At 58.2% G+C, this 16153-nt stretch carries 16 protein-coding genes; 8 read left to right on the plus strand and 8 right to left on the minus strand.

Annotation, left to right across the window (positions count from 1 at the left end):
• Positions 1–23: 23 nt before the first annotated feature.
• Together GOW16_RS04680 and GOW16_RS04685 are read left to right on the plus strand one after the other, a co-directional pair.
• On the plus strand, positions 24–1688 hold the full coding sequence (locus tag GOW16_RS04680) for an ABC transporter permease (protein WP_170411028.1): 1665 nt from the start codon (positions 24–26) through the stop codon (positions 1686–1688).
• A 76-nt stretch (positions 1689–1764) separates the two neighbouring features.
• Positions 1765–2115 (plus strand): DUF2794 domain-containing protein, encoded by a 351-nt coding sequence (locus GOW16_RS04685; protein ID WP_170411031.1) that lies wholly within the window; start codon positions 1765–1767, stop codon positions 2113–2115.
• On the opposite strand, the gene GOW16_RS04690 is transcribed toward GOW16_RS04685, so the two are convergent.
• From GOW16_RS04690 to GOW16_RS04700, 3 genes are all read right to left on the minus strand, one after another.
• Positions 2112–2849, minus strand: coding sequence for a C40 family peptidase (locus tag GOW16_RS04690; RefSeq protein ID WP_170411034.1), 738 nt, complete (start codon positions 2847–2849; stop codon positions 2112–2114). The two genes, GOW16_RS04685 and GOW16_RS04690, sit on opposite strands and share 4 nt — an antisense overlap.
• The gene (locus tag GOW16_RS04695; protein WP_170411037.1) at positions 2846–4228 is read right to left on the minus strand and encodes a leucyl aminopeptidase family protein; all 1383 of its coding nucleotides are present in this window, start codon (positions 4226–4228) and stop codon (positions 2846–2848) included. The genes GOW16_RS04690 and GOW16_RS04695 overlap by 4 nt, the downstream gene beginning before the upstream one ends.
• A gap of 63 nt (positions 4229–4291) precedes the next feature.
• Positions 4292–4672: a hypothetical protein gene (locus GOW16_RS04700; protein WP_438826261.1), complete on the minus strand. Its 381-nt coding sequence runs from the start codon at positions 4670–4672 to the stop codon at positions 4292–4294.
• Positions 4673–4825: 153 nt separating this feature from the next.
• Between GOW16_RS04700 and GOW16_RS04705 the strand changes: the two genes are divergently transcribed.
• The 3 genes from GOW16_RS04705 to GOW16_RS04715 all read left to right on the plus strand — a co-directional run bounded on the left by GOW16_RS04705 (position 4826) and on the right by GOW16_RS04715 (position 7323).
• Complete coding sequence (locus GOW16_RS04705) at positions 4826–5476, plus strand: carbonic anhydrase (RefSeq protein WP_170411040.1); 651 nt, start codon at positions 4826–4828, stop codon at positions 5474–5476.
• Between the two features lie 103 nt (positions 5477–5579).
• Positions 5580–6116 (plus strand): SRPBCC family protein, encoded by a 537-nt coding sequence (locus GOW16_RS04710; RefSeq protein WP_170411043.1) that lies wholly within the window; start codon positions 5580–5582, stop codon positions 6114–6116.
• Positions 6117–6177: 61 nt separating this feature from the next.
• Positions 6178–7323 (plus strand): M24 family metallopeptidase, encoded by a 1146-nt coding sequence (locus tag GOW16_RS04715; RefSeq protein ID WP_170411046.1) that lies wholly within the window; start codon positions 6178–6180, stop codon positions 7321–7323.
• 110 nt (positions 7324–7433) lie between these two features.
• On the opposite strand, the gene GOW16_RS04720 is transcribed toward GOW16_RS04715, so the two are convergent.
• The 3 genes from GOW16_RS04720 to GOW16_RS04730 form a co-directional block, all read right to left on the minus strand.
• Complete coding sequence (locus GOW16_RS04720; RefSeq protein ID WP_170411049.1) at positions 7434–8456, minus strand: aspartate-semialdehyde dehydrogenase; 1023 nt, start codon at positions 8454–8456, stop codon at positions 7434–7436.
• 111 nt (positions 8457–8567) lie between these two features.
• Positions 8568–9608, minus strand: coding sequence for a glycosyltransferase family 4 protein (locus GOW16_RS04725; protein WP_438826264.1), 1041 nt, complete (start codon positions 9606–9608; stop codon positions 8568–8570).
• A gap of 19 nt (positions 9609–9627) precedes the next feature.
• Positions 9628–10800, minus strand: coding sequence for an MFS transporter (locus GOW16_RS04730; RefSeq protein WP_170411055.1), 1173 nt, complete (start codon positions 10798–10800; stop codon positions 9628–9630).
• Between the two features lie 138 nt (positions 10801–10938).
• Between GOW16_RS04730 and GOW16_RS04735 the strand changes: the two genes are divergently transcribed.
• The gene (locus GOW16_RS04735; RefSeq protein ID WP_170411058.1) at positions 10939–12081 is read left to right on the plus strand and encodes a DUF3095 domain-containing protein; all 1143 of its coding nucleotides are present in this window, start codon (positions 10939–10941) and stop codon (positions 12079–12081) included.
• A 4-nt stretch (positions 12082–12085) separates the two neighbouring features.
• Here GOW16_RS04735 and GOW16_RS04740 read toward each other — a convergent pair whose 3' ends face one another.
• Together GOW16_RS04740 and GOW16_RS04745 are read right to left on the minus strand one after the other, a co-directional pair.
• A complete protein-coding gene (locus GOW16_RS04740; protein ID WP_170411060.1) occupies positions 12086–12856 on the minus strand; it encodes an HpcH/HpaI aldolase family protein in 771 nt (256 codons plus the stop codon).
• A gap of 15 nt (positions 12857–12871) precedes the next feature.
• Positions 12872–14284, minus strand: coding sequence for a pyridoxal phosphate-dependent decarboxylase family protein (locus tag GOW16_RS04745; protein ID WP_170411968.1), 1413 nt, complete (start codon positions 14282–14284; stop codon positions 12872–12874).
• Between the two features lie 237 nt (positions 14285–14521).
• On the opposite strand from GOW16_RS04745, the gene hpaR reads away from it, so the two are divergent.
• Together hpaR and GOW16_RS04755 are read left to right on the plus strand one after the other, a co-directional pair.
• The gene (gene hpaR, locus GOW16_RS04750) at positions 14522–14956 is read left to right on the plus strand and encodes a homoprotocatechuate degradation operon regulator HpaR (protein ID WP_170411063.1); all 435 of its coding nucleotides are present in this window, start codon (positions 14522–14524) and stop codon (positions 14954–14956) included.
• A gap of 503 nt (positions 14957–15459) precedes the next feature.
• The gene (locus GOW16_RS04755; protein ID WP_170411066.1) at positions 15460–16152 is read left to right on the plus strand and encodes a fumarylacetoacetate hydrolase family protein; all 693 of its coding nucleotides are present in this window, start codon (positions 15460–15462) and stop codon (positions 16150–16152) included.
• The last annotated feature ends 1 nt before the right edge of the window (position 16153 follow it).

Here is a 16153-nt window from a genome sequence, read left to right on the forward strand (position 1 = left end):
AACGGCAGTCACAACCCGGATCCATGGCCGAAATCGACTATTCAGAACACGGAACGCGCAATCGCGGTGCGCTAGGCACCCGGTTGGTGGCATCTGTGGCCTATCTGGTGGCGGCGGCTTGCCTGTTGCCGATGGTTGCAGTTGTTCTGGCTGCGGTGACGGGCGGTACGGATACAGTCTCGCATTTGGTCGAGACGGTTCTGCCTGGTTATGCGCTGACGACCGTGATCCTCGTCGTTCTGGTGGCCGCGGGCACGTTCTCGATCGGGGTCGGCGCGGCTTGGCTGGTGACGATGACGCGCTTTCCGGGCGTGCGCTTTCTTGAGATCGCGCTGGTCTTGCCGCTGGCCTTCCCGGCTTATGTTCTGGCCTATGCCTATACCTTCATTCTGGATCATCCCGGTATCGTGCAGACCACGCTGCGCGATGTGACGGGGTGGGGGCCGCGCGACTATTGGTTCCCCGAAATCCGCTCGACCGAGGGCGCGGCGGTGATGCTGATCCTGGTGCTTTATCCTTATGTCTATTTGCTGGCGCGCGCGGCGTTTCTGCAGCAAAGCGCCACCGCCTTTCTCGCCGCCCGCGCGCTGGGTAAAAGCCCGTGGCTGGCGTTCTGGCACGTGTCTTTGCCGATGGCCCGCCCGGCGATTGCCGGGGGTGTTTTGCTGGCCATTATGGAAACCATCGCTGATTTCGGCACGGTCGCCTATTTCGGCGTTCAGACCTTCGCCACGGGTATTTACACAAGCTGGTTCTCGATCGGGGACCGCGCCGCCGCTGCGCAGTTGGCCCTGTGCCTGTTGGGTTTCGCGCTGGTCATGGCTGTGGCGGAACGGATGCAGCGCGGCAAGGCAAAGTACTATCAGGCGGGCAAAAGCCATGCATCCCTGCCTTCGGCGCAGCTTAAGGGCTGGCAATCTGCGGCAGCAATAACACTATGTGCAATTCCAGTTGTGCTGGGTTTTTTGCTGCCGGTGTTCATCCTGATCCAGATGGGCCTGACTTCGGAACAAAACCTGCTATCACGGCGCTACATCGGGTTCATTCAAAACTCACTGACACTTGCAGGCGTGGCCGCCGTGGTAACAGTCTGCGCCGCGATCTGTATCGGCTTCTTTCAGCGTCTTCGCCCGGGTCGAGGATCATCGACCACAGGTTATCTGGCGCGGTTGGGTTATGCGGTGCCCGGCGGAGTGATCGCCGTTGGTTTGATGGTGCCTTTTGCCAGATTCGACAACGCGCTGGATTCGTGGATGCGTCAGACATTCGACATCTCGACAGGACTGTTGGTGACGGGTTCGATCTGGCTGTTGGTGGCGGCCTATATGGTGCGCTTTCTGGCAGCGGCGCTCAGCGCATATGAAGGCGGGCAGAGTACAGTGCATGCCAATATGGATGCCGCTTCCCGGTCTTTGGGCCAATCGCCATTGGGCACCTTACGCCGTGTGCATTTGCCGATCCTGACACCTTCATTGCTGACGGCCTTGTTGATCGTGTTTGTCGACGTGATGAAAGAGCTGCCCGCAACCCTGATTATGCGCCCTTTCAACTTTGATACGCTTGCGGTGCAAGCCTATCGTCTGGCCTCGGACGAGCGGTTGGAGGGGGCGGCGGTGCCGTCGCTTGTGATCCTGGCAGTCGGGCTTTTACCGGTGATTTTGATCTGCCGGCAAGTTGGTCGGCGCTAGGACACAGCGGTCCAAAAATACCACACCTATTGGCATCGGGCTTGATTCAAACGCGTTTTCCGGCAAGGCTGAGGGTATGAACATGCAGCCTCCCAGCCGGTTTTCTGCAAACTCGGCCCAGATGCCCGTCGCGTTCGACCGGCGCGAGATGTCACATATTCTGTCCGTCTACGGCAAGATGGTAGCCGCCGGAGAATGGCGCGACTACGGCATTTCCAACCTGCGTGACATCGCAGTGTTTTCCATATTTCGGCGCACGGCAGAGCATCCGATTTACCGGGTCGAAAAACACCCCCGGCTGCGGTCAAAACAGGGAATGTACTCGGTGGTTGGCATGGATGGGCGCATCCTGAAGCGGGGCCATGACCTGCGCACGGTGTTGCGCGTGTTGGAGCGAAAACTGATCCGGTCTGTTGACCTTGATTAGAGCCTTTTGTGGGATGTAACTGGCCCGTCGCCCTGCTCCAGAATCCGTGTGATTGCTTGATCCATCGGCTCGAATGTCACATCCATGTGGTAGGCGTTGGCATGTAGCAGCATATTTTCGCCATAGATCCAGGCCACGTGGCCCTTCCAGAACAGCAGATCCCCCCGCTTTGGCTCTGTCCCGGCGGGTAACGGCTTGCCCAATTCGCGCTCCTGATCCCCACTATCACCGGGGCAGGGAGTGCCGCAGGCCAGCAAACCGGCCTGAACCAGCCCGGAGCAATCAATACCGAAGCGACTGTTGCCGCCCCACAGGTACGGCGTGCCCAGAAACAGTTCGGCCACGGCAACCGGATCGGTTAGCCGTGTTTCGCTGAGCTTGGCGTGAATCGCAGGAATGAACCCCAGTTCCGTCTCAAGAAACTTCCCATGTTCCGACAGCACGTTCAGTTTGCTGCCGAAACTCAGAGTTGCCCGGTCGGGGCTTTTCATGTCCGGCTGCTCATAGGCATGTGTTGCTGGCGCTGTAACCCAGTGGGTCCCGGCTGTTTCAGGCCCAAGTTGATCGGAAGAAACCCAACCGGGATAGCCATCCTTTTTTGCGGTAACCCGGGCCCACCCGTCGGAGGTTTCGAAAACATCGACCTCATCGCCAAACAATAGCTGCCGGTCCCGAGGGCCGTCGGGATTGCGCAGCAGATCGACAACCGGCTTTATGATGCGCTTGCGGGTCATAGGCCCAGGATCTCAGGCAGCGCGGTCAGCAAGGCGCGCGGCCCTTGACCCAGCCCCCCCTTACTGCGTCCGGGGGCCTTGTTGGGCTGCCAGGAATAAATGTCGAAATGCATATAGCGGCTTTCCCCGACGAAACGACGCAGGAACAGCGCAGCAGTGATTGATCCCGCGAACCCTCCCGGAGGTGCATTGTCCAGATCAGCGATGCCGGGTTCAATCATCGCCTCGTAGGGTTCGTGAAAGGGCATCCGCCAGACCGGGTCGGCGGCATTCTTACCCGCTCGTGCCAGCGCCTCGGCCGCTTGGTCGTCATCGGTGTAGAAAGGCGCCAGATCGGGACCAACGGCCACTCGCGCGGCTCCGGTCAGCGTCGCCATCGAGATGATCATGTCCGGATCACCTTCATCCGCAAGCGCCAAGGCATCGGCCAGAACCAGCCGTCCTTCGGCGTCGGTGTTGTTAATCTCGACCGTCAAACCCTTTCGGGAAGTCAGGATATCCCCCGGCCGGAAGGCATTGCCGGCAACCGAGTTTTCGACTGCCGGGATCAACACACGCAGTTGGACAGGCAGGTTCAGGGCCATGATCATCCGTGCCAGTCCCAGCACATTGGCCGCGCCGCCCATGTCCTTTTTCATCAGGGACATCGAATTCCCGGGTTTCAGGTTCAACCCGCCGGTGTCAAAGCACACACCTTTGCCGACCAGTGTCAGTTTGGGTCCGGTTTTGCCCCAGTTCATCTCGATCAGGCGTGGAGCTTGTGCGGCTGCCCGGCCGACCGTGTGGATCATCGGGAAATTCTGATCCAGCAGAGCGTCACCATGAACCGTTTTGCACGTCGCGCCGAATTCCTGCGCCAAATCTTCGGCTGCGGCCTGCAGCTGATCTGGTCCCATGTCGGAGGTCGGTGTGTTGACCAGATCGCGGGTCAGCGCCTCGGCATTGGCCAGCGCTTCAATCCGCGTGGCATCGATATCTTCCGGAGCAACGAGTCGCGCCTTGGCAGGAGATTGGTTGGCATAGCGGTCAAAGGCATATCCGGTCAGCAGCCAGCCCAGGCATTCCGAACTTAACGCATCAGCGGGTACGCCGGACGCAATGTGATAGGATCCTTTCCGCAAGGCTTCGGCCGCCGCGGCCAGTGGGAATCGTTTGCGCGCGCGGCCGTTGCTTTTTCCGTAACCAGCCAAGGCCATTTCCGGTGTGCCATCCGATTGCGGGATCAGCAGCGCCTGTCCCAGGGCCCCGGTGAACCCGCTGGCCTCGACCCAGGACGTAACGCTGTTTGGCTGGTCTTTCAGCCAATCGTCCAGATCAGGTTGCGCAATGACATGCAGCGGCACGGAAGGCTCTGAAGGTGAAGCGAAGGACAGGGTCATGGGTATCTCGACTGGTTCGGGTTGTGCCCAGCCTATCCGCCCACACTCCGTCCGCAAGCCCCGTCAGACGGAAAGATCCTGCTGATCCCAGATCACTGTCAGCGATTTCTCACCGACCCGGATCAGGCGGGACAGCGTAGCCCCGGTTGCGACCGCATCCCCGGCATCGACGTTTTGCGCCACGTCACCAGCGACACGGGCCAGTGCGGTCATGCCGATTTGTTCGGCTATTGCCACCAGAGACCGCGCGCATTTGCGCAGCCCGGCCCAGTCGCGTTGACGCCAATACCGTTCACAGTTCGACAGGCGCACGGCCAGTTCCTCGACCGTGCGACACAGAACATCCAGAGCGTTCTTGTCACCCAGTTGCCGGTACAACCCGTTCAGACGGTCCAAATCCAGTCGAACCGTTTCCTTTTGTTCAAGCGTGACTATTTTATCCACCACATCTACCCCAATTCTCTACGCCCCCACGGCATAGCTGGACTTTGGCGGTAGAAACCTTTGCAAATCCTTGCGTCGATGCTGGAAAATGGCTCGAATTTTTTGCGAATTCAGGTTACAGCAGCCGACAGAGACAAGAACAGGGACATGAGAATGGACTTAGCCAAACCTCTGCCGACCTATCTGGTCAAGCGGTACCACGGATGGAAAGCCACCACCTATTCGGAAAACCAGGTCTGGTATCGCCGTCTGGCCACCGAAGGACAGCGTCCGCGTGCGATGGTGATTTCGTGCTGTGACAGCCGGGTTCACGTGACATCGATCTTTGGTGCTGACCAGGGCGAGTTTTTCATTCACCGCAACATTGCCAACCTTGTACCGCCATACGCCCCCGATGGGGATCACCACGGCACAAGTGCTGCCATTGAGTACGCGGTAACGGCGCTGAAAGTGGCGCATCTGATCGTGCTGGGCCATTCGCAATGCGGTGGCGTTCAGGGCTGCATCGACATGTGCAAGGGCAAGGCGCCGCAACTGGAAGCAAAAGAAAGCTTTGTTGGCCGCTGGATGGATATCCTTAAACCGAAATACGATCTGGTCGCCGATGTCGAGGACAGCGTCGAACAGGCGCGACAGTTTGAACGGCAGGCGGTTGTGGCCTCGCTGGAAAACCTGATGACCTTCCCGTTTGTGTCCTCTGCGGTTGAGGATGGCTCGCTCAGCCTGCATGGGCTGTGGACCGACATCGGGGAAGGTGGGCTGCAATGCTATGACCCGGCAGAGAAGAAATTCGTGGTCGTCTAAGCGAGCTGACATCTGAAGAATTCGAATGGCGCGGATCAGGTCTCTGATTTCGCGCCATTTTTTGTTATGATCAAAACCACATCTTTTCGATCAGGAGCGCGTCATGCGATTCATTAAACGTATTCTCGTCACTCTGCTTGTTCTCATTCTGGTTCTTGTCGGCGTGTCCTATCTGCTGCCCAGTAAGGCGGAAGTGTCCCGCAGCATCACGATCGACGCACCTGCCAGCGCGATCTTTCCTTACGTGAACTCGATGCAGGAAACCGAAAAATGGTCGCCCTGGCTGTCGCGTGATCCTGAAACGCAACTGTCCTATAGCGGACCTGAGGCGGGCGTCGGCAACACTCTGAACTGGGCATCAGACCACCCGCAGGTGGGCACCGGCTCGCAAGAAATCGTCGAAAGCGTGCCGGACCAGACGGTTAAGACGGCGCTGGATTTCGGCCCGATGGGGCAAGCGACGGCATCCTTCGATCTGACGCCCGAGGGAGAACAGACACAGGTGACCTGGGGGTTCGAATCCGATCTTGGCATGAACCCGATGTCGCGTTGGATGGGTCTGATGATGGATAACTGGGTCGGCGGAGACTATGAGCGGGGTCTGACCAACCTCAAGGCGCTGGTTGAAGGACAGGGGTGATTTTCCGCAGCTCAACAAGTTGTAAAATACCCGATTTGCTACCTCAGGAGAGAAGCTGTTGATGTTTGCCACGAGGATGCAAGAGTTTCAGGATCATATGTCTGAGGCCGGAATAGACGTTGCTCTCATCACCGACGATGACAACGTCTATTATTTGACCGGGTATTATGACTTCCTCCATATGGAGTTCGGCAGACCTACGATACTGGTCGTGCACCGCAGCGGCGAAAGTCTGTTGATCACACCCACGATCGATCTGAACGCGGCCATTTCGGCGGCCAAGGTTGATCGCATCGCTGCGTGGAACGATGGCATGGGTGATGAGTGGCGGGCCGAGCTTCCTGCCGCAGTAAAGGGTGCACAAAGTGTCGGGGTTGAACCCGATCATATGCCACCGATTGTTCGTGCCTATATGGATACGATTGTTCCTGCGCAGCGGATGGTTAGCGTCACGCCAATACTTGCTGAAATGCGCATGATTAAGTCCGCCGAAGAACTCAAGCTTGCCCGCTATGCTGGTCAGGTGGCTATGGCGATGATGGAAGCCGGGCGCAGTGCCATCGGGCACGGGGTGCCGGAATATGAAGTCGCCTTGGCGACGTCTCAGGCGGGAACACGAAAAGCCGCGGACCTGCTAGCTGCGCATTACGATGATGCGGATATGTCCCCGAACACTCATTTTCTGCAGATCATGGCCTCGGGCGACACCATCACCAAAACGCATCACCGCGCGACCACCCGGATCATGAAACGGGGCGAGCCGGTGTTTCTGTGTTTCTGCGGGATGACCAATTTTCACCGTTTCAAACTGGGGTTCGACCGCACATTCTGGATCGGCGAAGTAATGGATAAGCGGCAAGAGAGCGTCTACGAGGTTGCTGTGGCCAGTCAAGCGGCTGCGTTAGATGCGTTGCGTCCTGGCGTGACCGCCGAAAGCGTACATGCCGCCTATGCCGAAGTCATTCAGGCCGCAGGCTATGAATATCCGTTCCGATGTGGCCGTGCGACCGGATTTAGCTATTTGGAGAAACCGCAGCTAGTTACGGGCGACAAGACCGTCTTGCAGCCTGGCATGGTATTTGCCGTCGATGGATCGGTATCAGTGGATACGTTCCGCGCACAGGTGGGCGACAGTTTCATCATTAACGAGGATGGCTGGGAAGCTGTCACCGAGCATCCGAAAACATTGGATGCCGTCATTCTCTGAATGTTTTGACTGGTTAAGTCCTCCGACGAGTCCCAAAAAAACAGGCATTTGCAAAAAAAGAACCCGCCGGATTGGCGGGTTCTTTGGAAAATGCGTTTTGGGTTGAAAGATCAGCCTTTCTTCAGAACCTCACGGCCCAGCAGTTCGGCGATTTGAACGGCATTCAGTGCCGCACCCTTGCGCAGGTTGTCAGAGACGCACCACAGGTTGATACCATTCTCAATCGTCGAATCCTGACGGATGCGGCTGATAAAGGTGGCAAAATCACCTGCGCATTCAACTGGCGAGACGTAACCGCCGGGTTCGCGCTTGTCGATCACCATGATGCCCGGTGCCTCGCGTAGGATGTCGCGGGCTTCGTCTTCGTCCAGGAATTCTTCGAACTCGATGTTTACGGCCTCGGAGTGGCCGACGAAGACCGGGACGCGGACGCAGGTGGCTGTAACCTTGATCGACGGATCGACGATCTTTTTGGTTTCCACAACCATCTTCCATTCTTCCTTGGTCGAGCCGTCTTCCATGAAGACGTCGATTTGCGGAATGACGTTGAAGGCGATCTGCTTCTGGAATTTGTTCGGCGGAACGTCCGTGGTGGGGTTGTAGACCGCTTTGGTCTGATCCCACAGCTCGTCCATGCCTTCCTTACCGGCACCCGAAACCGACTGATAGGTCGACACGACAACGCGCTTGATCTTGGCGCGGTCATGTAGCGGCTTCAGCGCGACAACCATCTGCGCGGTCGAGCAGTTGGGGTTGGCGATGATGTTCTTGTTTTTGTAGTCGTGGATCGCCTGCGGGTTACATTCCGGCACGATTAGCGGAATGTCCGGGTCATAGCGATACAGCGACGAGTTATCGATCACCACGCAGCCGGCGGCCGCCGCCTTGGGGGCGTACACTTTAGTCGCCTCGGAACCCACGGCAAACAGTGCCATGTCCCAGCCGGTGAAGTCGAACGTATCCAGGTCCTTGGTAGTGAGTGTCGTGTCGCCAAAGCTTACTTCGGTGCCCAGCGAACGACGGCTTGCCAGAACAGCAAGTTCATCGACGGGGAACTGGCGTTCAGCCAGAATGTTCAGCATTTCGCGGCCCACGTTACCCGTGGCGCCGACGACTACGACGCGATAGCCCATATCATGTCTCCAAAGTTAAGGACGCGCGTTCATAGCTGCGTTGCGGCAAAGAAAAAAGAGTATTCGGGGCCTAATTGACGCAATAACGCCGATTTTACGCGGCGCATCGCCTCAGGTGTCGGTCAAAAGACGTTCGTAGAGGGCTACAAGCGTTCTTGCCTCGTCATTGATGTCGAAATTTTGTTCGACATGCGTGCGGGCAGCCCCACCGGAACGCGCAAGGGATTCGCGGTCAGACAGCAATTCGGCAGCGGCGTCGGCCAGCGCCGGTACATCGCCCGGCTCGACCACGCGGCCCAGCGACGGGTCGGTGACGATTTCGGAGAACGCTCCCACATCCGTAGCAACAACCGGGACTCCGCAAGCCATTGCTTCCAGCGGCGTCAAGCCAAACCCTTCCCACCGTTGTGGGGCAATGAACAGATCCAGCACCTGATACCATTCGGCGATCTGATCAACCGTGACTTCGGGCTTGAACAGGATGCGGTCGGACAGACCCGCCTTGACAACCTTGTCTTTCAGCTCAGCCAGAAAACTGGTGTGTTTTTCCGTGGCCCGGCCCATGACGATGCCATGGACGTCATCAAAGCGACCGCACAGATCGATCATCGCGTTGACAAAAGCATCGGTGCCTTTTTGGTGCCGGATGCGGCCATAACACCCCAGCAGCAGCCCGTCAGGTAAACCCAGCCGGTCGCGGATGGCAGCCTTATCTTCCGGCGGCGTGAAGTCTTGCAGGTTGATGCCGTGCATGATCACCTGCGCGTCGCGCTCCAGATACCCGGCGGTTTTGCGCGAGGTGGCGACCACGGCGTCCATCTTGTCGATCAGCCATTTTGTATAGCCGCTATGGGCGCGCTGGGAGGCGCTGGTGAACAATAGTTTCAACCGCAGCCGCAGGACGTTGCGGAGGATCAGGCCCAGCAACATCTCGGTATTGCGGCGCGCGTGCCAGACGCGCAGCGTTTTGCGCGACAAAAAAGGCAGTCGGCCCAGCGGGATATGCGGGATGTCATCCGGCAAGCCCGGCCCGGTTGCGGCGATATCGATCCATTGCACTTGTAGCGGCACCAAGCGGGCAATCGTCGCGGTTACGCCTGACAGCCTGCGTTTGAGGTTGGGGGCAATGACGCGGGGGTCTGACACTGGGATACTCCTGGCGGTTCTAGCGTCAGTCGACGCTGTCGCGGCTGAACAGATAGATCACGCATCCGATGGTCAGCGTGACCGCAAAAAAGCCGAATATCGCTGTGTAGGGCGCGGTTGGGCTGATGTCCACCGTGGCGGCGTGAATGCGCCCGGTGACGAATTGCGCCAGCCCAACGCCGCCGATGCCGAACAGATTCAACAGGGTCATGCCGCGCCCGACCAGATGCGGCGGCACAAAGGCACGGCCATGGGCCATGATGACCGGAAAGCTGGCCCCCAGAAATCCGATCGCTGCCATCAGAATAACCGACAGCCAAACCGCGTTGTCGATCCACAGGCACATCAGGACCAAACCCGCCACAGCCAGCGCGTTGCCGCCGAAAACCACCCATTTTCGTGTACCCAACATTCTGTCCAGTGGGCCGTATGCAAAAGTTCCAGCAATCATCGCTGCGCCCATGATCAGGGTCGCCGTCCCGATCTGGGTGGTGCTGAGGCCGAAGATATCGCTTAGGTACGGTCCTGCCCAAAGGCCGCGCGTTGCTGCCGACGGGGCATAGGCCACCAGCATCAATGGCAGTATCGCCCATAACGCGGGCTCTTTCAGCAGGTCCAGCACTGATCCCTTGTGTTCGGTCTCGACACGCTTGGGATCATGCACGCTGACCCAGATACCCAACGCGATGGCCGCAGAAAATCCGGCCAGCGTCCCCATCGTGGCCCGCCATCCCATCAACTCAACCGCCAATGCCGTAGGGTACGAGGCGACCAGATTGCCAACTGACCCAACGCCAAGCATGACCGCGGCCAAAGTGGCGAACCGGGCAGGGGGGTACTCGCGCGCGAAGATGTAGTACGACGCCATCAGAACCGGTGAGCAGCCAACCCCGATCAGCCCCATGGCGATGGCGACATGAAAGGGAGTGCTGGATACCGCAAACAACGCCGCACCGCCCGCACCACCTGCCAGCAGCAAGACCGCCGCTGTCAGGCGCGGGCCGACCCGGTCCAGCGCCCAGCCCACCGGCAATTGCATCGCCGCAAAGATCAGAAACCAAAGACCGGACGCAAAGGCCAAATCCTCGGGCGTGGCGCCGATATCGCGCCCCAGATCGACGCTGAGAACCGCGAGAAAGGCGCGAAAGAACTGACTGAGCACATAGCCCAGACACAACACCACCAGACCTGTCTTCATGAAAAGCCTCTCCCCGCACCAGCGGAGAAATGCTTGGCACGTCACGGTGCCATGCACAAGCGCGTGTGCTATACTGTTTTCACCGGACAGTGATCACATTCGGGCTATTCTTGTCCTTACCGAGTATTCGAGGTGCCCATGAAAGACGCCCAGGCCGCATTCTATGACAGCCTTCCCCTGTTGCGGGAGTTTACACGATTGGTGGATCCGGCGCGGTTTTCCGCTGTCCCGGGCGATTGGGCGTTGGGCGTGGCCGATATTGTTGATTCCACCGGTGAGATTGCAAAAGGACGATACAAAACGGTGAACATGGTCGGTGCCGCTGTGATTTCGGCCATGATCAATGCGCTTCGGGGCAAAGAGTTTCCTTACGTTTTTGGCGGCGATGGCGCCGGATTTGCCGTGCCCGCAAGTGAGATTGACACCGCCAACGCGGTGTTGGCGGATCTCAGGCGCTGGGCGGAAGAAGAGTTCTCGATCTCATTGCGCGCGGCGTTGGTTTCGGTTGCTGAAATCCGGACAGCTGGCAAAGACCTGCGAGTTGCGCGCTATGCGCCATCTGATGGGGTGGACTATGCCATGTTTTCGGGTGGTGGGTTAGCCTGGGCCGAAGCTCAGATGAAGGCAGGCAAATTCACGGTGGCACCCGCAGAACCGGGCGCGCAGCCGGACCTGACCGGATTGTCCTGCCGGTGGTCCAACAGCAAGGCACGCAATGGTCAGATCGTCTCGGTCGTGATTCAGCCGACGGCAAATGCAACCGAGAGCGATTTTGCGGATCTCGCCCGCTCGGTCTTGTCGGCCTCTGAAGAATTGGAGCGTTCGGGGCATCCGGTGCCGGAAAACGGCCCGCCGATCAGTTGGCCGCCCCCGGATGTTGGTCTGGATGCCCGCGTATCGCGTGCTGGGCGCAACCTGTTGGTGCAGCGGATCAAACTGCTGGGGCAGAACTTTTTGATCGCTCTGTTATTCGCATCGGGCAAACGGTTGGGCAATTTCGAACCCGAGCATTACAAGCGTATGGTCAGCCGCAATGCTGACTACCGAAAATTCGATGACGGGCTTAAAATGACCCTGGATTGCGACCCGACCACTCTGTCGCAAATCCAGATGATGCTTGAACAAGCACGCGGGCAGGGCAAGATTCGCTATGGGTTGCATGCGCAGGATGAGGCGATGATGACCTGTATCGTTCCTTCGGCGACGCGCGACGATCACGTTCACTTTGTCGATGGTGCCTCGGGTGGTTATGCGCAAGCCGCCGCCGCCATGCACGCCTGACGCGCTATTTCGCTTTCCATTTGGCTGCCAGAGCCCGCGATGTCTGGGCCAGCAACATCACATCAATGCCGACCGCAAGAAACTGCGCCCCCATTTCAAAATAGGCCTGGCTGGCCTCGTCATTGGTGCCCAAGATGCCAGGGGCTTTGCCCGCGGCCTTGATACGCGTTATAGCATCTGCAATGACGGCACGCACTTCGGGTGCTGCGCTGTTTCCTTGATAGCCCATGTCGGTGGACAGGTCCGCCGGGCCAATGAACACCCCGTCGATCCCCTCGACTTTCAGAATGTCATCCAAGGCAGCCATTCCGGCGCGGTTTTCCACCTGCACCAGCAGGCAGATTTGATCGTCGGCGGATTGGATGTACTCGGGAATCGAACCGTACATTGTCGCCCGGGCCGCACCTGCCCCAACGCCGCGCGCACCCGTTGGTGGATAGCGGCAGTCTCGCACCAGTTGCCGCGCCTGATCGGCGGTTTCGACCATCGGCACCAGGACAGTTTGCGCCCCTGCATCCAGCGCCATCTTGATCACTGCCGTATCTCCGACTGGAACGCGGACGACCGGGTGCGAGGGGCTAGCCGCCAGCGCCATCAACTGATCCCGGATCGAGCGGATATGGTTCGGCGCGTGTTCACCATCAATGACCAGCCAGTCGAAACCGGCCGTACCCATGATCTCGGCGGTGATGGATTCAGCAAAGCTCATCCAGCAACCGATCTGACGATCTCCCTGTTTTAGAGCCTGTTTGAAGCCGTTCTGTGGGACTGGCATGGCCGGGCCTCCTGTCTAAGTCAATGAGCGGGCGATTTCAGTAATGACGTCAAAGGCCATTCGAACATCCTCTTCGGTGGTTTCGAACTGACCGGCCTGGAACCGGATCACCAGATCGCCGTCAACGCGTGTTTGCGTCAGATAGATGCGACCATCGTCATTGATGGCGTTCACCAGACGCAGATTCAATTCGTCCAGATCCATATGACCAGCCGGTGCATAGCGGAATGTCCATAGCGACCACATGGGCTGGGTGACTATCTGGAAATCCGCCTCGCTCGCGAGCCGATCATGCAGCGCCACGGACCAGTTCACGTGATTACGCAGCCGCGCGCGCAGTCCTTCCAACCCATACGCCCGGATAACGAACCACAGTTTGAGCGCCCGGAACCGACGGCCCAATGGCACCGACCACTCGGAGTAGTTGATGATTCCATCTTTGCCGTGGGTCTTGAGGTATTCGGGACTGATCGCCAGCGTCTGCACCAGATCGTCGGGGTCTTTCAGGAAATGCGCGCAGCAATCGAACTGCACGCCCAGCCATTTATGCGGGTTGAAGACGATGCTGTCAGCCTGATCCACGCCGGGCCAGTAATGGCGGTATTCCGGGCAGATCATGGCCGATCCCGCCCAGGCCGCATCCACATGGGAATAAAGCCCGTACTTTCGCGCGATTTTCAGGCAATCATCTACAGGGTCGGTGGCCCCTGTTCCCGTGCCACCAACGCAGAGAACAACGCCCGCTGGATGCAAACCAGAGTCTAAATCGGCTTGAATCGCTGCTTCCAACGCCTCGGGGTCCATGCCGCGCCAACCGCCCTTGATTGGAATCCGCACCAGATTGTCCTGTCCGATCCCCGCAACCCAAATGGCACGATCAACCGAGGTGTGTACCTCGGCCGAACAATAGACACGCAGCGGTTTTTGTCCGAACAGACCTTGCTGATTACCCCTCCATTTCAACGCTTTCTCGCGCATCGTAAGAACAGCAGCCAGAGTCGCGGACGACGCTGAATCCTGAATGACGCCAGCGAAACCCTCGGGCAGGTCCAGCGCATGACGCAACCAGTCCATCATCCGCGTTTCCATCTCGGTCGCAGCAGGTGAGGTCTGCCACAGCATGCATTGCGGCGCGATGGCGCTGGCCAGAAACTCGGCTAGAACCGATGGGGCCGAGGCGTTCGAATTGAAATAGGCAAAGAACCTTGGATGTTGCCAATGGGTGATACCGGGCATTACGATCTGTTCGAAGTCCCGAAACACATCCTCGATCGGCTGCGCCGCCTCGGGTGGTCGCGCCGGTAGGGCGTTCAGGATATCCCCTGGCTCGGTCCTGGCGCGGACGGGTTTGTCACCGACAGTCAGGTGGTAATCCTGCGTCCACTCGGCAATTCGTTTGCCCCAGTCCGAAAACTCATCCCACTTCATGTCAACCTCGGATCTCTGCCAACCCGGGATAAGGCCGGGTTTAAATTTCTTCATGCGTCCAGTGATGGTCATTTTAAGGAAAACGTCAATATTAATTGCTTTGTTTACTAATTTTGACACTCCCAAAATACTGGGCGGCACTGGAAAAGGTGACATCCAAACTGGTCAACTTGCTGATATCATGAATAAAATTCTTGACCAGTTGAATTTCGACCCAATTTCGGCAAAAATTCATTTATGACCAGCGACTTACCTAGGACGTCCCGCTCATTGCCGATTGCATTGCTGCGGGCGCGTGAAAGGGTCATGGGACCCATTCGGAATATGCTGGCTGATGCGGGTGTTACGGAACAACAATGGCGCGTTCTGCGTGTTCTGAAAGAAGAAGGTCCGCAAGAGCCGACGCATATCGCGGATCGTGCGTGCCTTTTGCTGCCCAGTCTGACGCGCATTCTGCAAAAACTGGAAGCCAAGGGTTTGATCGGGCGCCGGACCCATTCCGAAGACAAGCGCCGTCAGATCGTTGAGATCACGGCCACAGGCGAAAAGATCATCGAAGATAATATGCAGGTGACGCTGCACTTGGCCGAAGAGATCAAAACGCAACTTGGCCCTGACCGGCACGAAGCCCTTCTGGACCTGCTGAATGATCTGCATGATCTAAAAACCTGAACTTGCGTTTTGCATGCTATGTGCATTGTCCCCGCCAGAGAAGCATGGGTATCCTCCGGCGGGGTGGCCAGACTTTGACTGGACTGCATGTCTGGCCTGCGGCCAGATGTTCAGGTTTCCCTTAGCACCCGGCTCACACCTCAGAGAAGCAGCCGCCTGAAAATTGGCGGACATCCGAACGCAAAGATCGTGTGGGGGGTACAGATCTTTGGCCGTCGTTCTCTGATTCAGTTGCACCTGCCTGCAAGCAAAGCGCTTGATCAGCGGCAGGTGGGTTAAGGTCTTCGCCATCGCGTGGCTGTCCTGAACGTTGATAGCAGGACCCTTATTGCAACCAAAGGTAGCTCAAGTCCGGTTCATTCCAAGGCGAAACCGGGAATTGTGAACAGCCCGACGCCAGGGCATGTTCGCGTAATGGTGATGGTAGGTGCGTTCCGGCATGGCTTGTCCATGTGGCGCTGCCAACATAGAAGTAAGCTGTCAGTTACAGTTAGGGGGCTTTGATGCCGGACGACCTGTTTTCCTTACCCGAACCGATCTCAATCCCGGTCGAGGGCGAAGAGTCGACATATCCTGTGGGACGTATTTTCTGCGTTGGCCGCAATTATGCGGCCCATGCGGCGGAAATGGGCGACGAGCTTGACCGAGAGGCCCCGTTCTACTTTACAAAATCAGCCCCGAACGCTGTTCTGTCAGGTGCGACCGTGCCCTATCCTCCGGGAACTGAGAACTTCCACCACGAGATGGAGCTGGCAGTTGCGATCGGCAAACCTGTTTTCCGCGCAACTAAGGCCGAGGCGCTGGATGCGGTCTTTGCCTATGGCTGCGCGCTGGACATGACGCGCCGTGACCTGCAAATCCGTGAACGGAACAAGCAGCGGCCCTGGGATCTGGGCAAGGATCTTGAAAACGGTACCGTGCTTGCGCCGTTGGCCCGCGCGACCGATTGGTCTCCGGACGACAACAAGCGCATCTATCTGAACGTGAACGGGGAAACCCGGCAGGATGCGACGCTGGAGGAATTGATCTGGAAGATTGATGAGATCATCTGCCACCTGTCCGGGTACTATCACCTGCGACCCGGCGATCTGATCCTGACGGGAACGCCGGCTGGGGTAAGCCCGGTCGAGGCAGGTGATGTACTGGACGGAGGGATTGACGGGCTACAGCCGATTCACCTGAAGTTGGCCCAATAAG

Source organism: Ruegeria atlantica, assembly GCF_013033965.1.
GTDB lineage: Bacteria > Pseudomonadota > Alphaproteobacteria > Rhodobacterales > Rhodobacteraceae > Ruegeria > Ruegeria atlantica_D.